Source organism: Paenibacillus sp. fava2, from assembly GCF_058313675.1.
The window spans coordinates 1,321,267-1,341,145 of the sequence record NZ_CM177755.1 but is presented as its reverse complement, the minus strand read 5'-3'; the positions used below and the strand labels follow the sequence as shown (position 1 = coordinate 1,341,145).

The following is a 19,879-nucleotide window of genomic DNA, read 5'->3' as shown; positions in this document are numbered from 1 at the left end:
TTACCCCAGCTAATACGCGGATAATGGGTTTTCATTACAAGCCCTGCAAAAATTCCGTCCGGATGAACATTCAACTCCAGTATCCCTTACTGACGGACCGTTTGTATGCGGATTATGTTGCACTATTACCGGTACAGCAAAAAGCCGCCCGCCGGGCCGGCAAAATCCGGCCTGATGAGCAGCTCTCCGTTTCTTATTCAATGCCTGTCAAATAATCAGCTTACGCCTGCTTCTTCTCGGTCAGGTAATATACGAAAGCCAGAGCCGGTACGGCAATACCGATTAGCGAGGTCAATTCCCAGCCTCCGTAGGCATATGCCCAGCCCCCCAGGGATGAGCCAATCGCTCCGCCAATGAAGAAGATAGCCATAAACAATCCGTTCAGGCGCCCTCTGGCTTCATTGCCCAGGGAGTATATCGCCCGCTGGCCCAGTACCAGATTCCCAGATACGCCCATATCCAGCAGGATAGCTGCGGCAACGAGCAGACCCAGTGTGACTGCAGAATCACTGCGGAACAGGTAAGCGATCAGGAAGGCACCCCCGGCAAGCAGAAAAGCGAGCCCGGTCAGCGGACGGGTCCAGCCCTTGTCAGCCAGTCTTCCGGCAATCGGTGAAGCAACGGCTCCGGCAACACCGGCCAGGGCAAACAAGGCAATCCCCTGCTGGGACAGGTGATACGTATCGGCCAGCCGCAGTGAAACGGTCGTCCAGAACAGGCTGAATGTTCCAAACAGGCTGGCCTGATAGATTGCCCGGCGGCGCAGCACAGGTGTATTCATCAGCAGCGTTCCCAGGGAGCGGATCAGCCCGCCGTAGTTCATAGCCGGAACCGGCTGGCGCTGTGGCAGCACTCTGGACAGAAGAAGAGTAAGCAGGGCAATAATAACAGCTGAAATGGCATAAATGGCGTGCCAGCCCCAGAGCCCCGAGACGAAGCTGGCCAGCGGACGGGCGAACATGATGCCGAGCAGCAGCCCGCTCATTACATTGCCTACTACCCGTCCGCGGTGTTCTTCAGCAGCAAGGAAGGAAGCATACGGCACAAGAATCTGGGCAGCCACCGAGCCGAGCCCGATGAACAGGGAAGCGCTCAGGAACAGCACTGCACTTCGAGCGAGTGTAGCCGCAACCAGTGCCGCCACAACAACGATGAGTGAGATTACAGTCAGCCGGCGGTTTTCGATAATATCACTGAGCGGAACAACGAACAACAGTCCGATTACATAGCCGATCTGTGTCAGAGTGACAATCAGCCCCGCTGCTCCGGAGGACAGGTGAGTTGCTGCGGCGATCGGTCCGACCAGTGTCTGGGCATAATACAGATTGGCCACAATAAGTCCGCAGGAAGCTGCCAGCAGAAAGGTAATCCAGCCGGGCATTGCTGCGCTCTCCGCAGCCTTCTTCGCCCCGGTTACCCCGTTGATTTGACTTACCTGATTCATATTAACTCCACCTTTCACTTTTAAATACTGAACGTTTAGTTTATTAATTATGGATATATAATATACTGAACGTTCAGTTTTGTAAATAGGCAGACTAAATATTTTCGTCTCCGCCATAATTCTGCTGCTCCACCTTTAAGATTGGCTATTTTCTCACGATGTTTTGTATAATGAACGTATAGTTTAGTTTTGTGCCCAATGCTGTACTTGAGCTGATTATGAATCAGGAGGTCATTTTGATGGATAAAAAAAGAGGACGCCCGCGCAACAACGAAGCAGAGGCGGCGATTCTGGCTGCATCCTATGAGCTGCTGCTGGAAACAGGCTTTGAAGCGGTGACGGTGGATAAAATTGCCGAGCGGGCAAAAGTAAGCAAGGCCACCATTTACAAATGGTGGCCTAACAAAGCAGCGGTAGTCATGGACGGCTACCTCTCTGCAGCCACGGCACGCCTTCCGGTGCCTGACACAGGTTCCGTAAGAGAGGATATTGAGATCCATGCGACAAACCTGGCGGTCTTTTTGCGCAGCCGGGAGGGCATGGTCATTACCGGGCTGATCGGTGAAGGCCAGTCCGATGCCGGACTGGCCGAAGCTTACCGGACCCGCTTTTTTGCCCCGCGGCGGCAGGAAGCCCGCGAGCTGCTGGAACGTGGAGTGATGCGGGGTGAGCTGAAGCCGGATCTGGATATCAGCTGCAGTATTGATCTGTTGTACGGGCCGATTTTTTACAGGCTGCTGATTACAGGTGATGTGCTGGATGAGGCTTATATCAAAACGATAACGGCCGCTGCCTTCGAGGGAATCAGACAGTAGCTGCAGCACACCCAGTAAGTAGCTACTCTGCTCTGTTATTTCCCCCTGAATCCATTCTTGTATATATATTGATCAATTCATCCAGCTTCATGGACTGTCTGATTACCCGCGGATGAAGTAGTCCGTAGGTCTGTTCCATTTGATTAAGCCTGGTTCTTTCGTACTCTATTTGCTTGCGCAGGATCTTGAGCTTGTCCATCTGCACTACCTCCCGTACATATTTTAGAGGTATATGTCAAATTATAGGACTGCAGGCTCAATGCATCATGTATAGATATTCAAGGTTCCGTATATGTGCCATCCTACCTGTTAGCGCTGCACAAGGAAAAGACCTGCCGGGGTGTACACCGGAGGCCTTTTCACCTATTCAGGATCTTGGTTTAATCATGATTCCAAGCTGCTTCAGATATGGTCCAAGCTCCTCATACAGCCGGCTAAACCGGGCTGTATCCTCTTCGCTCAGCCGGTCCGGATGAATGCTGCCGTCGGAGTCGGTAATTTCCGCATTATAAGCTTGCAGCTCGTTTATCAGCTGTCTGAATGCTGTGAGCTCCGTGCCGCTGAAAACCTGCTCTCCCCGGGCCAGCTGCTCCTCCCAGAAGGTACCGCTGTCCAGGGGAGGTAATTTGCCGGAAGCAGACGGCTGTGCCTCCTTCTCTATTTTCCCGAAATACGGCTCAAGCTTCTCCGTCAATTCCTGATACATCTCCTGCTCCGTAGGGCTCAGCTGCTCCGGATGAAGGTTCCCTTTGTCATCGGCAATCCTCAGATTATAGCTCCCGATATCATGCAGCAGTTCCGTTAGCGCTGCAAAATCTTCTGTGCTCAGGCTGTTTTTAGCCTGCTGCAGCTTGGCTTCAAGCCTGTTGTACCCTTCCAGCGTTCCGCCATTCTCCATAAAATGTTCCTGCGAGCCGTACACGGAATCCGCCAGATACGTATACCCGGCATAGGCTCCGGTTGGAATCAATAAAGCGGCTGCCATTACTGTGGCGACAAGCCATTTTTTCATGCGTCTTCCCCCTTGTTCCGGAGTAATCCTGCTAAGGATTGTGTCCTTCAGCTCAGGTGGAGCGCTCCAGTCCCCGGCCTCCTCCCGGAGTGCCTGCCGCAGCTGCTGTTCAAGACTCATGCACATCCTCCACCCTTCTGATCTGGATTATGTCGGCCTGATGCTTCCGGCGCAGCTTCTGCAGTGCAGCATGGATTCGCGACTTAACAGTGCCCAGCGGTATTTCCAGAATTGCAGCGATTTCCTCCTGGGAATACTCCTGCAGATAGTGGAGGATAACAGCCTGCTTCAGCTTGAACGGCAACTGATTCACCGCCGTAAGCAGCGCACGGTTCGAGATCCTGTCTACTACCTCTCCTGCAAAATCATGCTCCATCCGCTCGGTTGCCTGCTCCGCCCGCCGGATCAGGCGGAAATACCTCCAGCCCCTGCGGCGGTAAGCAAGGATCTGCCGCATCACCAGTCCCATCAGCCATGGTCTGAACTCGCGGGAATGATCATAACGGACCAGCGAACGGTGCAGCTCCATATAAATTTCCTGCACGATATCCTCAGCATTTACCTGCTCGGAAACAAGGAAACGCACGGTTCTGTACACATCCCGTATCGTCGCTTCATACAGCTCACCGTAGGCTTGGGCGCTGCCGGCCAGCGTCCGCTCAATGAGCTGCGAGTATTCTATTGGATGCTCCATCCGTCATTCCCCCTTCAGGCTTACACTATGTATTGGCGGGCCGGGCAGATTTCGTTCGGTTTATTTTTTGGAGCAGCTATAAAAAAACAGGTCTACAAGAAGATGCCTCTTGTAGACCTGTTACGCTGCAGCGCTGTGTTACAGCTTGATTCGCTCCAGTAAACCGAGCAGCTGCCGCTTCTCCTCCGGGTCAAACCCCTCATACACCGCTGCCAGCAGTGCTGCCGACACTTCCTCAAATACCGGCCGCAGTTCTCTGCCCTTATCCGTGAGGGACAGGCGGAAAATCCGTCCGTCCGTCTGATCCTGCTCCCGCTTCACATATTCCAGCCGCACCAGCTTGTCCACCAGCGCTGTAATCGTAGACTTATCCTTATCAATCGAGCTGGATAACTGATTCATCGTTATATCTTCACGGATGAACAGCTGATACAGAATATCTCCATGTGAGGGGGCAATGCCGTGAATATTATGCTTTTTGAGCTCCCGTTCAATAAACCTGTTGCCGCTCCGGTGAATACGGCCAATGACCGCCAATATTTTGTTCTCGTCCATGCTCTCATGTTAATTTTAACCAAATGTTGTGTCAAGTCCCTGCTCACTACATCATATAGGAGAGTTTGTGCAAGCCTTTTTATGTTTTGTTTTAAAAATATTCAAATTTTAGTTTGATATAAAAATTATTTCGGTAATTGTGATTTATATCACACTTAATGTGAAAAAAATCACTTATTATAAAGCCATCGAAGATGATCATCCGATACCACACAGAGAAAACAACCATACTATACATTTAAGGAGTGGATATCATGTTTAACAACTGGTTCCGTACTAATAAAATCGCTATGCTGCTGCTGACTGTCGTTCGTATATATGTTGGTTATCAATGGATTGAGGCCGGCTGGCACAAGCTGACCGGGGGCTTCGATGCTTCCGGCTTCCTGAAAGGCGCCATTGCCAAAAGCGTCGGCGAGGATGCTACCGTACAAGCCTGGTGGGGAAGCTTTCTCCAGCATGCCGCTCTGCCGAATGTGGATTTTTTCAATCTGCTGGTTCCTGCCGGTGAATTCCTGGTTGGTCTCGGACTGATCCTGGGTACTTTTACTACCTTCGCTGCCCTGATGGGGCTCGTTATGAATGCAGCATACCTGCTCTCGGGCACTGTAAGCACGAATGTTCAGCTGCTGCTGATGGAGGTCATCATCATCGTATCGGCCGCGAATGCCGGTGCAATCGGTCTCGACCGCTGGGTACTCGGTTACCTGCGCAGCCTGTTCCACAAAAAAGACAACTCTGCCGCTTTACGGCCTGCAGCCGCTGCTCCCGGAATGAAGCGCTCCATATAAATGAATAAATCTTCATGCTGCAATGCCCCGCAGACAAGGACAACGCTCCGGCGTCCTTCTGCGGGGCATTGTTTATTTTTGCTCATTATACAGTCATATGTTCCCGTCCGGGGCTGCCGCCATCAAAGCGTAACAAGCTTGTCTTATCAATGTTAACAGAAAGTGACCTTCACACGTTCAATTTGCTTTATACTAATAAGAGTTACGTTTACCAGATTAATGAACAGCATATATAAATGGAGGATTTACTCATGAAAAGATGGATTGCCAGCGTGGCTGCCGCAATGCTGATTGCTGCCTGCCCCTCGGCTCTTGATATAGATAAAACGTTTGCCGCTGCACCGCTAAAACTGATTGTCGACGGAGAAGCCGCACTTACCCCCTTGCATCCGTTTATTAACCAGAATATCGTGTATGTTCCAGTCCGGGTTCTTACTGAATTTTATCCTGCCAGACTGCAATGGGATAACCGTCAAAAGCTGTTGACGATTGCCGACGACAGCACCAGTACGCTGATTAAACCAGGAAGCCAGCTTGTACTCTACTATGGCAGTTCTACTGCGCTTGAAGGCAAGGCTATTCTGCGGAACGGGCGCATGTATATTCCGGCATCTGCGCTGAATCTTATATCCGGAGCCGACTTCCGGCTGGATCAGGAGCAGAATTCGGTATCCATTATATCCGGGAGTGTAAGCACAACGATCCGTACCCCTACAGAAGCGCTTGCTGCCGCGGAGGATCACCCCGAATTCAAAATTTATGCTGCCCTGAAAGACAAAACGGCCTATAAAGGCTATGTGCTTGAGATAAACGGACGGAAACACAAATATGAGTGGCAGACCTACCGGGATCTGAGTCATCCGCCCGAGCTTTATTATGCTGATGTCAATCAGGATGGGCAGCCCGAAGCCGTGGTTATTCTGACACTGGGCACAGGAACGGGAATTGTGGAGCAGGAAATCCACGTCATTAATCCTCAGACCTGGCAGGAGCTTGCCGTACCTGAAGCCTGGGAGGCTGCCAGCCAGCTTGTCTCCTCCAGCATTACTGCAGACGGGAAGGATATGCTCGTTTCGCTGAAGCTTGCCGGCGCCCTTCCTGCGCAGGTGGAACTGCGGCTGCCGGACCGCAGCGACGATCCGAATATCGGCGGAGAAGCAGGCATCGGTACAGTTACTTACTACAGAGTAGATAAAGGACGGCTCAAGGCTGAAGTGAACGTGACAACCGGCTTTCTGGAGAGCATCGGCAGTCTGGAGCTGATTTACAAACCGGCTGCTTCGGGAAAAGCACTGGAGCCGGAAGCCGTCACGTTCCAGGCATACGATGAATATCCGGCAACGGTGAAGAAGCAGGCCGCCAATGATTGATGCCCACATTCATCTGGAGCAGTATGATCAGGCCGTGCTGGTGGACATGCTGCCCGGACTCCCGGGGCAAGGCATTGACGGCTTGATTGCCGTTTCGATGAATTTGGACTCCTGTGCCCGTACATTGGAGTTGGCCCGCAGCGCTCCCGGACTGATCAAGCCGGCCTGCGGCTATCATCCCGAGCAGCCGCTGCCGGAGGAAGCGGAGCTTGCGGCACTGCTCCGCTTCATTGAAGAACACGCCGATGACATGGTGGCCGTTGGTGAAATCGGCCTGCCTTACTACAGCCGGGCCGAAGCGCTGGAGCGCGGCGGGTCTTTTGCAGTAGAGCCTTATGTCCGGCTGCTGGACACCCTGCTTGGCCTAGCCGCAAGGCTTGGCAAGCCGGTGGTGCTGCATGCCGTCTATGAGGATGCACTGACCGTCTGTGATCTGCTGGACAAGCATGGCATCCGCGATGCCCATTTCCACTGGTTCAAAGGGCCGGAGGAGGCCGTCGCCCGGATGATTCAGCGCGGCTATTATATCTCCTTCACTCCGGATATCGTCTACGAGCCGGAGATTCAGGCCCTGGCCAAACGCTATCCGCCGGAGCTGGTTATGGCGGAAACCGACGGCCCTTGGCCGTTTGAGGGGCCTTTTGCCGGCCGGCCTACGCATCCGGCCATGATCCGCGATGTTGCCGCAGCCTGGGGTGCGCTGCACGGCTATTCGCCTGCACAGGCAGAAGCGCTGCTGAGCGCGAATACAGAGCGGTTTTACCGGCTGCATGAGGGTGCTGGAAGCTTAGAATAGTTCGTCGTGTCCTGCGGATTTTTCCGAAAGTCCGAAGGGCTATTTCCTGTTCCTACTTAGGCGATATGCTGGACGGCTGCTCAGTTCCCTGGTGTCACCTGGCAGTCACACTAATGATCCGCAAAGATACAATTTAAAGTGACGGCGTCGCGATAGGTACATGGAGTAATCCAATGGGCCGACGGGGATGCGAATAGTTGCACTTCATGCAGCTAAAACAGCCGGATTTGCCCTATTGTAGTCCTTTAAGTGTAGTTCATACAACTAAAAAAGCTCCATTCCCGCAAAACGGCGGGAAATGGAGAATATAGCTGCACAGAATACACTTACATGTCTGATTCAGCTCAAAAAGCTGTTTTTAGATGTACAGAGTGCAGTTAAAGCAGCATGGCATACCGGCCGGGAGCACCAGCGCGGATGGACTCAGGACTAATCCAGATGGTTGCCCCCGCGTGCCTTAAGTGTGTAATAAGTGTTCCATATATTAACCAACGCGGTGCACCGGCAGCAGTCCGGGAAAGGCTAAGCTATCTTGAAACGTCTCCCTCTACCCTGCCTGCTCCATCCGCTCAGCCCCGGTCTCCCGCTTCTCCCGCCAGAGCACCCGGCCGAAGAGCAGGCCGGCCAGTCCAAGAGCGACCTGGATGAGGCCGAAGATCTGGAAGATACGGCCGGGTCCGGCGAACTGCACCAGCAGGCCGCCGAGCAGCGGGGCGATGATCAGCACAGCGCTGAGCACGGTGTTCTGGATGCCGAAGATGCGGCCGGTCATGTGCGGCGGGGTTTCTTTTTGCAGCATATAGTTGAAGGCAACAGCAAAAGCCCCGTTCCCCGCCCCCAGGATAAAGCCGAGCAGCAGCACCCAGATAACCGGAGCGCCCGGCTGCAGCAGTCCGAGGCCGGCAACCGACACGCCGATCAGCATATAGCCCATTCCCAGCCGCCATGTATAGCTGACTGCGCTGCTCAATTTGCCCAATAGAAGGATGGTCAGCACTGCACCCACACCGGAAGCTGCGACCATCCAGCCCAGCACCGCTTCACCTGTCGGAGAATATACCCGGAACAGGCTGGTGAACTGAAAATCAATGACCTGGATTGCCAGAGCCCCGGCCAGCCCGTACAGCATCATATTCAGCAGGATACGGCTGTTTAGCATGAAGCCCCAGCCTTCCTTCCACATGGTCCGCAGCGGAACCTTTTCTTCTGCGGCTTCCTGTACAGGCTCTGTTTTTGCCTCAATATTGCGCACAGACAGCAGCAGCAGATAAGAGCAGCCGCGCAGCAAGGCATTCAGCACGATACACCACTGGGGTGTAAGGAACGTGAGCGCGAGTCCGCCGAGCAGCGGGCCGGCGATTTTGGAGCCCTGGTTCACCAGCCCGTTCAGCGAGGAGGCCTGGAGCAGCTGGTCTTCTCTGACAATGCTGCGGGTCAGTGACTGCTGGGCGGGGACATTGACCGTTGAGATGGCTGAGCGCAAGGACAGGAGCGGCAGCAGCCAGAACATATTCGGGGCAAGCAGCAGCACCAGCGTCAGCACTGCGGTAAGCAGATCGCAGACCCGCATCAGCTTCAGCTTATTCAGCCGGTCGGCGGCAACCCCGGCCACAGAGCCAAGCAGAATGCTGGGCAGCGCAATGGCTACGGGAATCATCGCGAGCATCAGCGGGCTGACCTGCCAGCGGTACCCGACCAGCACCTGAATCGCCAGAGAATCGAACCAGTCGCCAAAGCTGGCGGTGGCAAAGGCGCTGTATACGCGCACGTAGACTTTGTTATGCAGCAGGCTCGTTCCCTGCTTGGATGTAGCTTCCATCTGACATTCCTCCAGGTACATTTATGGTCTCGATGAACCAGTCATCTTATGACCTAAATGTAGCTGAGAATTGTCAGAGCATTATCAGAGGGATTAGACATTCATCACCCGTAGCAGCAGTTTTTCCAAGGGCTGCTCATAACGGATTAGCCCGCTCTCCTCCATCGCCTCAATAAACCTGCGTTCATATTTACGGTGCAGCGGATGCGAAGGCAAATACAGGCGGCAGTAATGGTAGATCCGGTAAAAGCCGTACAGGCTAAGCGGAACAAACCCCGACCGCTCCAGCACTTCAAGCCCCTCATCCAGCAGCTGCTCGGCTTCAGCCATTTGATTTTCCCGCAGCTGCCAGAGTCCCTTTACAATTTTGTAGCCGCCGGTTTCTCTTAAAAAGGGCTTCTCCTGCAAAATCTGCACCACAGCCTCATCCAGCCGCATAAGCACATCATTTCCTGATCCTGCTGCCAGGTGCGCAAACAGCTCGGTAATCATGGTTACCGGCACAAAGTTATCATAGCCACGCTCCGAGATTGCCTGATAGGACCCGGGGAGCCGCGCCAATGCCCGCTCCGGTGTACCGGAGAGGATAAACAGATCGAGAATCGTCAGAATATCCAGCTCCAGCTGATCCCGCTCATGCATCACCTGCGCATTAACCATCCGCTCACATACAGCAAGCTTCTTTCGGGGGTCTCCGGTGAACATGTAAAATACAAACAAATGAAACAGCCGGTCCTTCAGCGGAACCTCCTCAGTATGAATAAGCCAATCGAGATCCCCCTGCACAAAATGAAGGGTTACAGCAACCTGGGGGTCCAGCTCATAGCCCAGAGTATCCTTTTGGCTGGCCAGACTGAGCATCGATTTGCCCTGGCCGTAGACATGAAACTTGCTGAAAACTTCGCGCATCGCCTCGCGCAGCTCCGGGTCATGGGTAGTCGGATTGAACAGCGGGACTGATGCCGTTTCCTCCAGGGACAGGCAATAGCCGGAGCCTCTTACGGTCTGAAGCGTGAGGCCGCTGAACGGGCGGAGCTTTTTGCGCAAGCGGTAAATATGATCATCTACGGTCCGCTCCACCGGATATTCCAGCGGCCAGACCTTGTCCAGCAGTTGTTCGCGTGTGAAGGTACGTCCCTTATTCCTGTGCATAAATTCCAGCAGCGCAAATTCCTTGGGCAGCAGCTGGATCGCCGTTTCGCCGGCCGCCACAGTAAAATTGCTGCCATCTAATTTCAGTTGCATCGCAAGTTCCTCTTTTCCACGGATAAATCCATGGATGTATTATATCAGCCGGACTTCCGCCCGCTCCAGCCCTAACGTCATACAATAAGCAGAATCCCCTCTAACGGGTCAAAAAAAGAGCAAACCCGCATTCAGCCTGCAGATTCACTCTTTCCTTGCTTTTAGCCTGCCATATTGTTAAAGGAATCCTGTTCGGAAAAGACCGAGATATGATCCACGGTGCCTGTTGCTTCGGGAATAATAAATTTCAGCTGGTACTCCTTACCGGCCTGGTATATATAAATCTTGTCACTGCCGTTCACTGCAGTATCCTCCGGATTGCCAAGCGTCTGTTCAATTTCCTTCAGCGTCAGCTGCTGCAGGTCAGCGGCACTGGAACGGACATCAAAAATTCGGCTGCCCTTATTGGAGCCAAAAACCACATGTTTGGCGCCGTAGGTGGAATAAATGCCTTTGCCGGCTGATTCTTTGATGTCCGGCTCCCCCCATGCCGCCTCAACCTCATCAATCATTCCGCTGTGTGCGGCATATTCCACACCCGGGACCTTGCCCTGTCTGGCCAGCTCCAGCAGCTCCTTGAGCTGAGCGGCACTGTCCTCTGCAGCAGCCCCGTTTCCTGCTGCTGTGTCCGGTGCTGCCGTGGCTGCTGGCGGAGCAGATTGCTCAGCTGCCGCTGGCGAAGGGCTGGCAGTGGCAGCCGGCTGGGCAGGCGCGGACGCCTCAGCTACAGGGGCGTTTGTGGCCGTCGCACTATTCCCGGTATTGCTGCCGGAAGAACTACAGGCCGAAAGTCCGAGTGCGCTGGCCAGTATCATGATTCCTGCTATGGTTTTGAACGATGTTGTCATGCTGTCATCTCCTTGGTTAATAGAACTGCTTGGGTTATAAGTAATGAAATTGACGCGCTGGACGTAATAAAGGTTGCAGACTGTGCTATTGGGGAGACAAACCACCGCCGGAACGTACCGTACCGCTCCGCGCAGAACGGACAGGCTGGAAAGCTGAGTTTATTTTGGACAACTCCTCCCGTATCGAACCACTTGGCAGCAGCAAATAAATTTTAGGGTTACGTACGCAACCATATCGCTGCAGCCCGCATCTTATTAGTAAAGGGAGGGGAGCTTCGTCTGGATATTATAGAGAGAATCAAGGCCAGGGATGAGTCAGCTCTCCGCCAGCTAATGGATGAGTACGGGGATATGCTGCTCAGGACGGCTTGTCTGCTGCTTAGGGACCGGCAGTCTGCCGAGGAAGCCGTACAGGATGCGTTCATCCAGGCTTACGGCAAAATCGGCCAGCTTAAGGAGCCCTCCCGGCTCCGTTCCTGGCTGATTGCGATTACGGTCAACCGGTGCCGGATGAAGCAGCGGACCTGGAGCTGGCGGAGTATTTTTCCGGCGGCAGAGAGCGGGCAGTGGGCAGAGGCTGCAGGCGAAGCGGCTGCAGGTGCGGAAGAGCTTTTTATGGCGGAGTGGCACAATGTAAAGCTGACGGATGCTATCGGGAGTCTGGACTATATCTACCGTGAAAGTCTGACCCTGTATTACTTTCATGAAATGAGTGTACGGGAAATTGCCTTCCAGCTGAAGACCAGGGAGAACACGGTAAAATCGCGGCTTGCCCGCGGACGGCAGCTGCTCAGGCTGATTTTGGAGAAGGAGGACATTGATAATGGATAACGGACGCGAAACAATCAGGCAACGGCTGGAAGAAGAGCTGGCTCATGTCACCTTCTCCGGCCATGACCGGGTACTGGAACAGACCCATCCGCCTACCTTCCGGGCACGTCTAGCCGCGCTGTGGAATAAGGAGCTGGAAATACCGCTGGGGACGCTCGGTGCTGCGGCAGCAGTACTCACGACAGGCGTTCTTCTGTTCTATGCCCCGCAAATTACAATAAAGGAACAGCAATCGATCCAAATACAGGAACGGCGTGAATTAATAGAAACCGGGGGTAACACCTACTGGAAAGACCTTTACGAGCAGGCGGTGAAGCAGCATGAAAATTAGAATCAGGGTCAAGCATCTGGTGCTTTTTCTGCTGCTTCCCCTCACGCTGCTGACGGCCTTTGTGCTTACCCGGCCTTCAGCCCGTGCTGACTTAAGTCCGGCACAGCAGGCTTCCGCAGACGCCAGGACTGTGCTGCTGCAGAAGCTTGCCGCCAGCAGCGGCAGTGCGCGAATGCAGCTTATCCGTGAGACGGTGGTGGAGCCATCCGGCTTTCATACGACCTACTGGTATAACGTATACGCAGGCGGGTCGATGAGCCAGGTCAACCAGATCGGGGAAGATGAGGAAGTCTCTCCGCTTCTGCCCGCGGACAGAATAAAGCTGCTGGAGGAGTATGTTCAGGAAGGGCCGGCTGATCATTCCCTACAGAATGCGGTTAAGCAGCTGGTCTACGAATACGATGCGGCAGGGAATGCCGGCGATCAGGCAGACCAGGCTATTGCTGCTGCTGCACAAAGATTCAGCAGCAAATCTTCAGCTTCCCGCGAGCTGACCCTGCTCCGGGCGGAGCGCGCGCTGAATGCCGGGCGGTTCATTCAGGCCGGGCAGCTGCTGGAGCAGGCAGAGTTCTCTGTCCAGTATAACGAATCAGAACTGGACGCCAGAGCAGCCTGGCTGCAGGGGCGGCTGCTGTTCACACAAGGCAAGGGCCGCGAGGCGCTTACACTGGTTAACAGTGCACTGGAGGAGTACCGTAAGATCTGGGCTGAACGGGATGCCGACCTTAATCCTGCTGGCAGTGGTTCGCCGGAGAACGCCTCCTCTTCTGCCGGCTCCGGCGGTGTGGACGGCGATGGCGCAGATGGCGGTGGCGTGGACGGCGGTGGCTCAGAGGGCGGAAGCAAAGATACTGGCAACAATGCGGCTGAACAGGTGTATAGCACATCATCCTCCACAGAGGAACAGCTTGTCGCGCTTCAGACAGCGCTGCGGGAAGCTGTGAAGCTGGGCTTCGATGCTCCTGCTACCCTATCAGGCACACTCACCAAAAGCGACGGAACCCCGGTAGCCCGGGCAGGTATATTCCTCCGCGCGGAAAGCGAGCTATATCATAGTGTGCAGTCTGACAGTGAGCCGTATCAGATTGTTACGGATGCTAAAGGGCGTTTCCAGTTCTCAGGCGTGATTCCCGGATTCTATCAGATCCAGCTCGGCTTCAGCTTCGAGCAGATTGACGGCTGGACCTGGCCTGTGCAGTCGGACGACTGGATCGAGCTCCAGGCCGGCAGCTCGGTCACACATGATATCACACTCCAGCCGCTGCTGGAGCTGCAATCACCTGTTAACTCACAGGTGCTGACCGGTGATGCAGTACAGTTCAAATGGGAGGCCGTTGATGGAGCCGCCTATTACAATCTGTCAACAACAGTCGATGACAAAGGCAGCTTCTTAAGCAATGTCACCCGCCAGCGGATTACGGATAATCAGGTTGAAGTTCCGGTCACAGAGCTATATAACAGCGGGGGCTTCTCTACCGCCAGCTTCTCTACCATAGAAGGCGGGGAAGGCTGGCAGTCGGTTTCACCCGCTTCCCTGCTCGGCTTTGCCAATCCGGACAGCCGGTTCTCCTGGAGCATTGATGCTTACGATGCGCAAGGTCATGTTATTACCCGCAGCAATGGCTACCGGCTCAATGAGAAGACGGTCGGCAATCTGCCGTTCTTCTATCTGAAATCACGGACTATGACCGCTGCGGATAAGCTCGTTGCTGATCAGAAGCTGGAAGAAGCACTGGAAGCGTACCGTAAGGACTATGCCGAGAATCCGCAGGATGACCATACGCTCAAAATGCTGATTCATCTGCTGTTCGCCAAGCATTCCTATTCCCGGGATGCCGGAACCATGGATGAAGCGATGACCTTATTAGTCAAGCTGGTGGAGCTGAGTCCGGATGCCAATTTTGCTTTCAATCTGGCAGATTATTATCTGGACCGCTCCGACTGGAGCAGCTATAACAAATACCATTTACTGTATCTAAAGCTTAACGGTCACGAACCGGACAGCTTTGACCGTTCCCTGAACGGGGTTGCCCTGATGTACCAGGGCCGGCTGGACGAAGCCCGGCAGCAGCTGGCTCAGGCAATGGAGACAGACCCGAGTCACCGCTTTATCGGCAGTTATCTGGCTGCCGAGCTGGCTGCGGGCCAGCCGCTGGATTCCGTGCTGGAGCTGGCGAAGCGTTATCCCCAGCACCTCTTCAGCCAGAGCGGATATAGCTGGACCCTGCTGATTATGGAGCTGCAGGCGGAACGCGCCGAAGCGCCTGCTGCTTTTGACAAGCTGCTGGCCGAACAGCTGGATGCCTATATGAGCCGGCAGGATGAAGCGCTGGAGCAGTGGTCCGGTGAAGGCACGCCGACGGCGCTTAAAAAATTCATTAAAGCTGTCCTGGAGGTTGGCTAGACTTACGCAGCCGGGACAAACGGCAGCATAGCATGGCAACATAAAAAGACGATCAACATCAGCAGTATGCTATCTGTTGACCGTCTTTTTAGTTAATTTAAGGGCAGTTTTGCCCTTCATTCGGCCCATCCGGCCGCCAAGGCCAATTTCAAGGGCAGTTTTGCCCTTCATTCGGCCCATCTGGCCGCCAAGGCCAATTTCAAGGGCATTTTTGACCTTCATTCGGCTCATTGGGCCGCCAAGGCCAATTTCAAGGGCATTTTTGCCCTTCATTCGGCCCCATCTGGCCGCCAAGGCCGAATTCAAGGACATTTTTGCCCTTCATTCGGCCCATTTGCCCGCCAAGGCCAATTTCAAGGGCATTTTTGCCCTTCATTCGGCCCATCCGGCCGCCAAGGCCGAATTCAAGGGCATTTTTGCCCTTCATTTGGCCCATCTGGCCGCCAAGGCCGAATTCAAGGGCATTTTTGCCCTTCATTTGGATCATTTGCCCGCCAAGGCCGAATTCAAGGGCATTTTTGCCCTTCATTCGGCCCATCTGGCCACCAAGGCCGAATTCAAGGGCATTTTTGCCCTTCATTCGGCCCATTGGGCCACCAAGGCCGAATTCAAGGGCATTTTTGCCCTTCATTCGGCTCATCTGGCCACCAAGGCCGAATTCAAGGGCATTTTTGCCCTTCATTCGGCCCATCTGGCCGCCAAGGCCAATTTCAAGGGCATTTTTGCCCTTCATTCGGCCCATCTGGCCGCCAAGGCCGAATTCAAGGGCATTTTTGCCCTTTATTTGGCTCATTGGACCACCAAGGCCGAATTCAAGGGCATTTTTGCCCTTCATTTGGATCATTGGGCCGCCAAGGCCAATTTCAAGGGCATTTACGCCCTTCATTCGGCCCATCTGGCCGCCAAGGCCAATTTCAAGGGCATTTTTGCCCTTCATTCGGCCCATCTGGCCGCCAAGGCCAATTTCAAGGGCATTTTTGCCCTTCATTCTCACTCTAGCGCACACTTGCCCGCTTCACACGTAATCTTTTCCCGCCCCGTAACCCTCATCCAGCAGCGCACTCTGATTCACCACATAGGTTCCGGCCATCATATCGTGGAGCGCCCGGTTACGCATGCTAAATACAATAAACAGACAGTCGATGATAATGATCAGAGCCAGGAATCCTGTCAGGTCGCTGGCGAGCGGCGCCCAATTGGCATAAGCTTCAGGCAGCTTGGACAGAGTACCGTCCCCGGCGGCAACAATGACGGCCAGCAGGGTGTTGACCAAAAGGAAACTATACCGGATAACCGCCTGCTTCAAGCTAGGGTACTTTCCCTGTTCATTTACAATTTTCGTCCGCAGAATCAGCCTGCCCGGGGTTCCGCCGTATTTGACAACCAGTACGATGTTAAACAGCGAGATCAGGACCCATTGTATCCACAGTGGAATTCCCGACTGGTACCGCTCAGCCGCCGAAACCGCCCAGCCGTTGATAAAATAGACGGGGAGCGCCAGAATCAGAAAATCCACAAGGTTGATCAGCACTCTTTTCCAAAAGCCTGCGTAGTCACTCTCCGCCAAACGTTCCGTTATACTGTGCTCCATGAAAGTCCCCCTTGCTGTATGGTGTCTCACTATAGGCTATTTCCAGTTACGTTGTTCCGTTACTCTAGGCCGATGATATCCCTTGCCACCTGCTTCGCCTCCTCCAGCGTATCCGCCGGACCGGCAATGTAGCCTTCCTTCTCTTTTAAGCCATACTGCTCGTTTACATCATTCAGCATGACCCATATCTTATCCAGTGACAGTGACACGGTTACTATTCCTGCCGTCTGTTTACTGCCACCCCCGGTTACCTCAGACATAACGCCCAGATAATAGCGGCCTCTTTCCCTAAGAGTAACTTCATAATGAAGATCCCCATCCGCCAGCAGCGTGCCGGTCATTTTACGCTCCCCCGGGATTCCTCTGTAAATCTCACCTTTAAGCCCGAGCAATATACTTTTGGCCTCTCCGGTATCCGCTGAATAAATCACACTGCTGTATTCACGCTCAAAAGATTGCGGACGCAGCCACACATACGCCAGTATAAGAACAGCCAGACTCACGATAACTGCTGTAAGACGTTTGGTGTTCATTATTCCTCCTGCTGACGGATTAGGTTATATCTACTGCTTCTGCACCTTAAACTTGAATTGCCAGGTTGCTGTATTGCCAGAGTAGCGTCCGCGGTTTTCCGTCACGGTCACCTTCACCGCTTTGGTTATCGGCTTGGTTACATCGGATACTTTGATTGAGCTGACAGTCTCACCTTTATCCGGTATTTTATCCTGTTCCTCCACATAGCCCTTCAGCCCAATGCTCTCGGTTGCCTTCAATTCCAGGACGACCGATGAGCCTTCGCTTATTTCCTTGTCGTTAATGTAGCCTGCCGTGTACCATTCATTGCCGACATGATTGTTTTCGGTCAGCTCCATACTGACCAGTGTGACCTTTACTTTTACGTTTTTGGCCGCCGCTGAAGTGTACGCTGACGGTACCGCCAGACTGGACAAAAGCAGCAGTGCAGCCGCCAGCTTTGTTCCTTTGTTCCACATTTGAGAGTGCTTCCCCCAATCACTTCATGTATTTACCTGATATTTACTTCTCCGCAGCTGTCAGATTTCCTTTATCTTGCTCTGGATCGTCTGCTGTACGGCCAAAATCTCCTCCAGCAGCTCCCGGTCCTCCGCCTCTGTCCCTGCAGCTTCCATGCTCATAAGTCCGGCCAGCCGGAGCTGCAGCAGCTGCATTTCACCCTCACGGGCCTGCTCCTCCGGAGTCAGCACCCGGCTGCGTTCCTTAGCATAATATTCGTCAAAAGTGCCGGAAAAGAACTGTGGTCTCTCCCCCCGTCCCAGCTTCAGCAGGCGGTTAGCGACCCTGGTATGCAGATAACGGTCATGCGAGACGATGACCAGTCCGCCGGGATAGGCGGCAAGCGCCTCTTCCACCCGCTCCCGGGTGTCGATATCCAGATAGTTGGTCGGTTCATCGAGCACCAGCAGATTCGCCTTGCCGAAATACAGCCGGAGAAAAGCGACCCGGCATTTCTCGCCGAGGCTGAGGTCTCCGATTCTTTTAAACACATCCTCCCGCCAGAACAGGAAGCAGCCGAGAATGGTCCGGGCCTCCGTCTGCGTCATGCCCGGCAGCTCCAGCAGGCTGTCCAGGATGGTCAGCTCCGGGTTCAGGTGCTCCAGCTCCTGGGCAAAATAGGCAATCTTCGTGCGGGGATGCAGCCGCAGCCTGCCGCCGGCGGGCTGTGCGGCACCCGCAATCAGCCTCAGCAGCGTGGATTTGCCGGCCCCGTTCGGGCCGAGCACGGACAGCCGGTCTCCCCGGCGAAGCGTAAGATTAAAATGCTCCAGCAGCTGCGGCGCACCTTCGTAGCCCAGGCTGATGTCCTCCATTGCCAGCAGCGCGTCCCCCTGAAATGCTTCACCTTCCAGCTTCATGTTCAGCTGGGGTGCCGCCTTCGGCAGCTCCACCCGGTTCTTCTCCAGCCGCTCCAGGCTGGCTTCCTTGGCGTGCAGGCGCGAGACGTTCTTCTTCGACTTCGCCCGCCGGAAATCATTTTGCCCGGCGGCAGTATGCGCCTGCTGGAACCAGAGGGCATAGCGGCGGATGCTCTCCAGCAGCTTTTCTTTTTCCAGCTCCTGCTTTTTGTGCTGGCTCTCCAGCGTTCTGAGTTCCAGTTCCTTCTGTTCCCTGTACTGCGTATAAGCTCCGGGATAGCGGCGGCAGCCTGTCGGGCTCAGCTCCAGCACACTTGTTGCAGTCCGGTCGATAAAAGCGCGGTCATGCGACACATATAGCACCGTGCCGGGGTAGGTACGCACCCACTCCTCCAGCCAGATCATCGTCTCCTCGTCGAGATGGTTGGTTGGCTCATCCAGAACCAGCAGCTTAGGCTGCCGGGCGAGCAGCACAGCGAGCTGGACCCGGGTCTTTTGGCCTCCGCTGAGCTGGCGGTAAGGCTGGCTCCACAGTGACGGCCCCAGCTTCAGCTGCCGGAGGCATTTTTCCGCCTTGGCTTCCCAGCCGTATCCGTCAAGCAGCATATAGCTGTCGCAGACCTCGCCGTATTCAGCCACAGCCTCCTCATCTGTGCCACCTGTCTCTTCCAGTCTGCGGGCGAGCAGCTCCATTCTGCCTTTAAGATCCGCGAGCTCCTCTGACGCTGACAGCACAAATTCCATAACGCTGACGCCGGAATCCGTCTCCAGCTGCTGATCCAGCACTCCCCATTCCCCGCGCCCCAGGCCGTAGAAGACGCTGCCCTCTTCAAAAGCAAGCCTGCCCAGCAGGCCCTGCAGCAGGGTTGTTTTGCCGGTGCCGTTGCGGCCGAACAGCAGGACACGCTCGCCTTCAGCGATTTCAAACGATACCCCTTCAAATAAGGGGGTGCCGTCCCATTCTTTTTTTACATTCTTCGCTTTCAATATAGTCATTGCAGTCATATAAATTCCTCCGCTTCCTTATTAGCTCCTTGGTAAACTGCCGCATCCGTTACAGAAACAGCAGCAAAAAACCGCAGCCAGCAGGCTGCGGTACAGGAAACGTATGAAGGGAGCCGCGTACAGGAAAGAAGCGGCAGGACAGACATACCCCTGTAAATAGCTCAAGGCGCATCGTCAATCTTTTGCCAGCCAAATTTCTGTATCGCATGAGTCCCGGCAGACACACGTATCCCTGACCGTACACCCTTTCGCAGGTGTCCCGTGGCATGTGCTTATGCACATCACAAGTAAACTGGTCATTGTATAGGAAACGTGTTAGTTATTCATCAGCCGGTGTCCTCCGTATTGTCCGAAATCAGTAATACTTATAATATAAACAATCTGCGCGGCAGAGATAAGGTTAAGAACGGTTTTAATTGTTTTTGCCCGGCGGGGT

21 protein-coding genes are annotated in these 19,879 nt (G+C 54.2%); 7 read left to right on the top strand and 14 right to left on the bottom strand.

The window, feature by feature from the left end:
- Positions 1-220: 220 nt before the first annotated feature.
- Positions 221-1,444: an MFS transporter gene (locus AC4G46_RS05860; RefSeq protein ID WP_491127102.1), complete on the bottom strand. Its 1,224-nt coding sequence runs from the start codon at positions 1,442-1,444 to the stop codon at positions 221-223.
- 239 nt (positions 1,445-1,683) lie between these two features.
- Here AC4G46_RS05860 and AC4G46_RS05855 point away from each other — a divergent pair, with 239 nt between their 5' ends.
- Positions 1,684-2,259: a TetR/AcrR family transcriptional regulator gene (locus AC4G46_RS05855; RefSeq protein WP_068728215.1), complete on the top strand. Its 576-nt coding sequence runs from the start codon at positions 1,684-1,686 to the stop codon at positions 2,257-2,259.
- Between the two features lie 22 nt (positions 2,260-2,281).
- On the opposite strand, the gene AC4G46_RS05850 is transcribed toward AC4G46_RS05855, so the two are convergent.
- The 4 genes from AC4G46_RS05850 to AC4G46_RS05835 form a co-directional block, all read right to left on the bottom strand.
- Positions 2,282-2,458: a Spo0E family sporulation regulatory protein-aspartic acid phosphatase gene (locus AC4G46_RS05850; protein WP_491127101.1), complete on the bottom strand. Its 177-nt coding sequence runs from the start codon at positions 2,456-2,458 to the stop codon at positions 2,282-2,284.
- A gap of 168 nt (positions 2,459-2,626) precedes the next feature.
- A complete protein-coding gene (locus tag AC4G46_RS05845) occupies positions 2,627-3,391 on the bottom strand; it encodes a DUF3600 domain-containing protein (RefSeq protein WP_491127100.1) in 765 nt (254 codons plus the stop codon).
- Positions 3,381-3,965 (bottom strand): sigma-70 family RNA polymerase sigma factor, encoded by a 585-nt coding sequence (locus tag AC4G46_RS05840; protein ID WP_491127099.1) that lies wholly within the window; start codon positions 3,963-3,965, stop codon positions 3,381-3,383. The genes AC4G46_RS05845 and AC4G46_RS05840 overlap by 11 nt, the downstream gene beginning before the upstream one ends.
- A gap of 138 nt (positions 3,966-4,103) precedes the next feature.
- Entirely contained in the window at positions 4,104-4,520 is a 417-nt protein-coding gene (locus AC4G46_RS05835) for a MarR family winged helix-turn-helix transcriptional regulator (RefSeq protein WP_491127098.1), read from the bottom strand.
- A 254-nt stretch (positions 4,521-4,774) separates the two neighbouring features.
- Here AC4G46_RS05835 and AC4G46_RS05830 point away from each other — a divergent pair, with 254 nt between their 5' ends.
- The 3 genes from AC4G46_RS05830 to AC4G46_RS05820 all read left to right on the top strand — a co-directional run bounded on the left by AC4G46_RS05830 (position 4,775) and on the right by AC4G46_RS05820 (position 7,477).
- Positions 4,775-5,311: a DoxX family protein gene (locus AC4G46_RS05830; RefSeq protein ID WP_491127097.1), complete on the top strand. Its 537-nt coding sequence runs from the start codon at positions 4,775-4,777 to the stop codon at positions 5,309-5,311.
- Positions 5,312-5,562: 251 nt separating this feature from the next.
- A complete protein-coding gene (locus AC4G46_RS05825) occupies positions 5,563-6,681 on the top strand; it encodes a stalk domain-containing protein (RefSeq protein ID WP_491127096.1) in 1,119 nt (372 codons plus the stop codon).
- A complete protein-coding gene (locus AC4G46_RS05820) occupies positions 6,674-7,477 on the top strand; it encodes a TatD family hydrolase (protein ID WP_491127095.1) in 804 nt (267 codons plus the stop codon). Before AC4G46_RS05825 ends, AC4G46_RS05820 begins: the two co-directional genes overlap by 8 nt.
- Before the next feature lie 547 nt (positions 7,478-8,024).
- On the opposite strand, the gene AC4G46_RS05815 is transcribed toward AC4G46_RS05820, so the two are convergent.
- The 3 genes from AC4G46_RS05815 to AC4G46_RS05805 all read right to left on the bottom strand — a co-directional run bounded on the left by AC4G46_RS05815 (position 8,025) and on the right by AC4G46_RS05805 (position 11,389).
- Positions 8,025-9,296 carry an MFS transporter gene (locus tag AC4G46_RS05815; RefSeq protein WP_491127094.1) on the bottom strand — a complete coding sequence of 424 codons (1,272 nt, stop codon included), beginning with the start codon at positions 9,294-9,296 and terminating at the stop codon, positions 8,025-8,027.
- Positions 9,297-9,389: 93 nt separating this feature from the next.
- Positions 9,390-10,541, bottom strand: coding sequence for a winged helix-turn-helix domain-containing protein (locus AC4G46_RS05810; protein WP_491127093.1), 1,152 nt, complete (start codon positions 10,539-10,541; stop codon positions 9,390-9,392).
- 161 nt (positions 10,542-10,702) lie between these two features.
- Positions 10,703-11,389 (bottom strand): YjgB family protein, encoded by a 687-nt coding sequence (locus AC4G46_RS05805; RefSeq protein WP_491127092.1) that lies wholly within the window; start codon positions 11,387-11,389, stop codon positions 10,703-10,705.
- 234 nt (positions 11,390-11,623) lie between these two features.
- On the opposite strand from AC4G46_RS05805, the gene AC4G46_RS05800 reads away from it, so the two are divergent.
- The 3 genes from AC4G46_RS05800 to AC4G46_RS05790 are packed head-to-tail and all read left to right on the top strand — an operon-like array spanning position 11,624 to position 14,955.
- On the top strand, positions 11,624-12,220 hold the full coding sequence (locus AC4G46_RS05800) for an RNA polymerase sigma factor (protein WP_491128802.1): 597 nt from the start codon (positions 11,624-11,626) through the stop codon (positions 12,218-12,220).
- Positions 12,213-12,551, top strand: a complete 339-nt coding sequence (locus tag AC4G46_RS05795) for a hypothetical protein (RefSeq protein ID WP_491127091.1) — start codon at positions 12,213-12,215, stop codon at positions 12,549-12,551. Before AC4G46_RS05800 ends, AC4G46_RS05795 begins: the two co-directional genes overlap by 8 nt.
- Positions 12,541-14,955, top strand: a complete 2,415-nt coding sequence (locus AC4G46_RS05790) for a hypothetical protein (RefSeq protein ID WP_491127090.1) — start codon at positions 12,541-12,543, stop codon at positions 14,953-14,955. The genes AC4G46_RS05795 and AC4G46_RS05790 overlap by 11 nt, the downstream gene beginning before the upstream one ends.
- Before the next feature lie 69 nt (positions 14,956-15,024).
- On the opposite strand, the gene AC4G46_RS05785 is transcribed toward AC4G46_RS05790, so the two are convergent.
- Genes AC4G46_RS05785 through abc-f form a run of 6 tightly spaced genes read right to left on the bottom strand, consistent with a single transcriptional unit; the run spans position 15,025 to position 19,443 of the window.
- Entirely contained in the window at positions 15,025-15,228 is a 204-nt protein-coding gene (locus tag AC4G46_RS05785; RefSeq protein WP_491127089.1) for a hypothetical protein, read from the bottom strand.
- On the bottom strand, positions 15,206-15,943 hold the full coding sequence (locus AC4G46_RS05780; protein ID WP_491127088.1) for a hypothetical protein: 738 nt from the start codon (positions 15,941-15,943) through the stop codon (positions 15,206-15,208). The genes AC4G46_RS05785 and AC4G46_RS05780 overlap by 23 nt, the downstream gene beginning before the upstream one ends.
- Positions 15,944-15,970: 27 nt before the next feature.
- Complete coding sequence (locus AC4G46_RS05775; protein ID WP_491127087.1) at positions 15,971-16,546, bottom strand: RDD family protein; 576 nt, start codon at positions 16,544-16,546, stop codon at positions 15,971-15,973.
- 59 nt (positions 16,547-16,605) lie between these two features.
- Positions 16,606-17,079, bottom strand: coding sequence for a hypothetical protein (locus tag AC4G46_RS05770; protein ID WP_491127086.1), 474 nt, complete (start codon positions 17,077-17,079; stop codon positions 16,606-16,608).
- A 30-nt stretch (positions 17,080-17,109) separates the two neighbouring features.
- Entirely contained in the window at positions 17,110-17,538 is a 429-nt protein-coding gene (locus AC4G46_RS05765) for a hypothetical protein (RefSeq protein WP_491127085.1), read from the bottom strand.
- A gap of 60 nt (positions 17,539-17,598) precedes the next feature.
- The gene (abc-f, locus tag AC4G46_RS05760; RefSeq protein WP_491127084.1) at positions 17,599-19,443 is read right to left on the bottom strand and encodes a ribosomal protection-like ABC-F family protein; all 1,845 of its coding nucleotides are present in this window, start codon (positions 19,441-19,443) and stop codon (positions 17,599-17,601) included.
- Between the last annotated feature and the right edge of the window lie 436 nt (positions 19,444-19,879).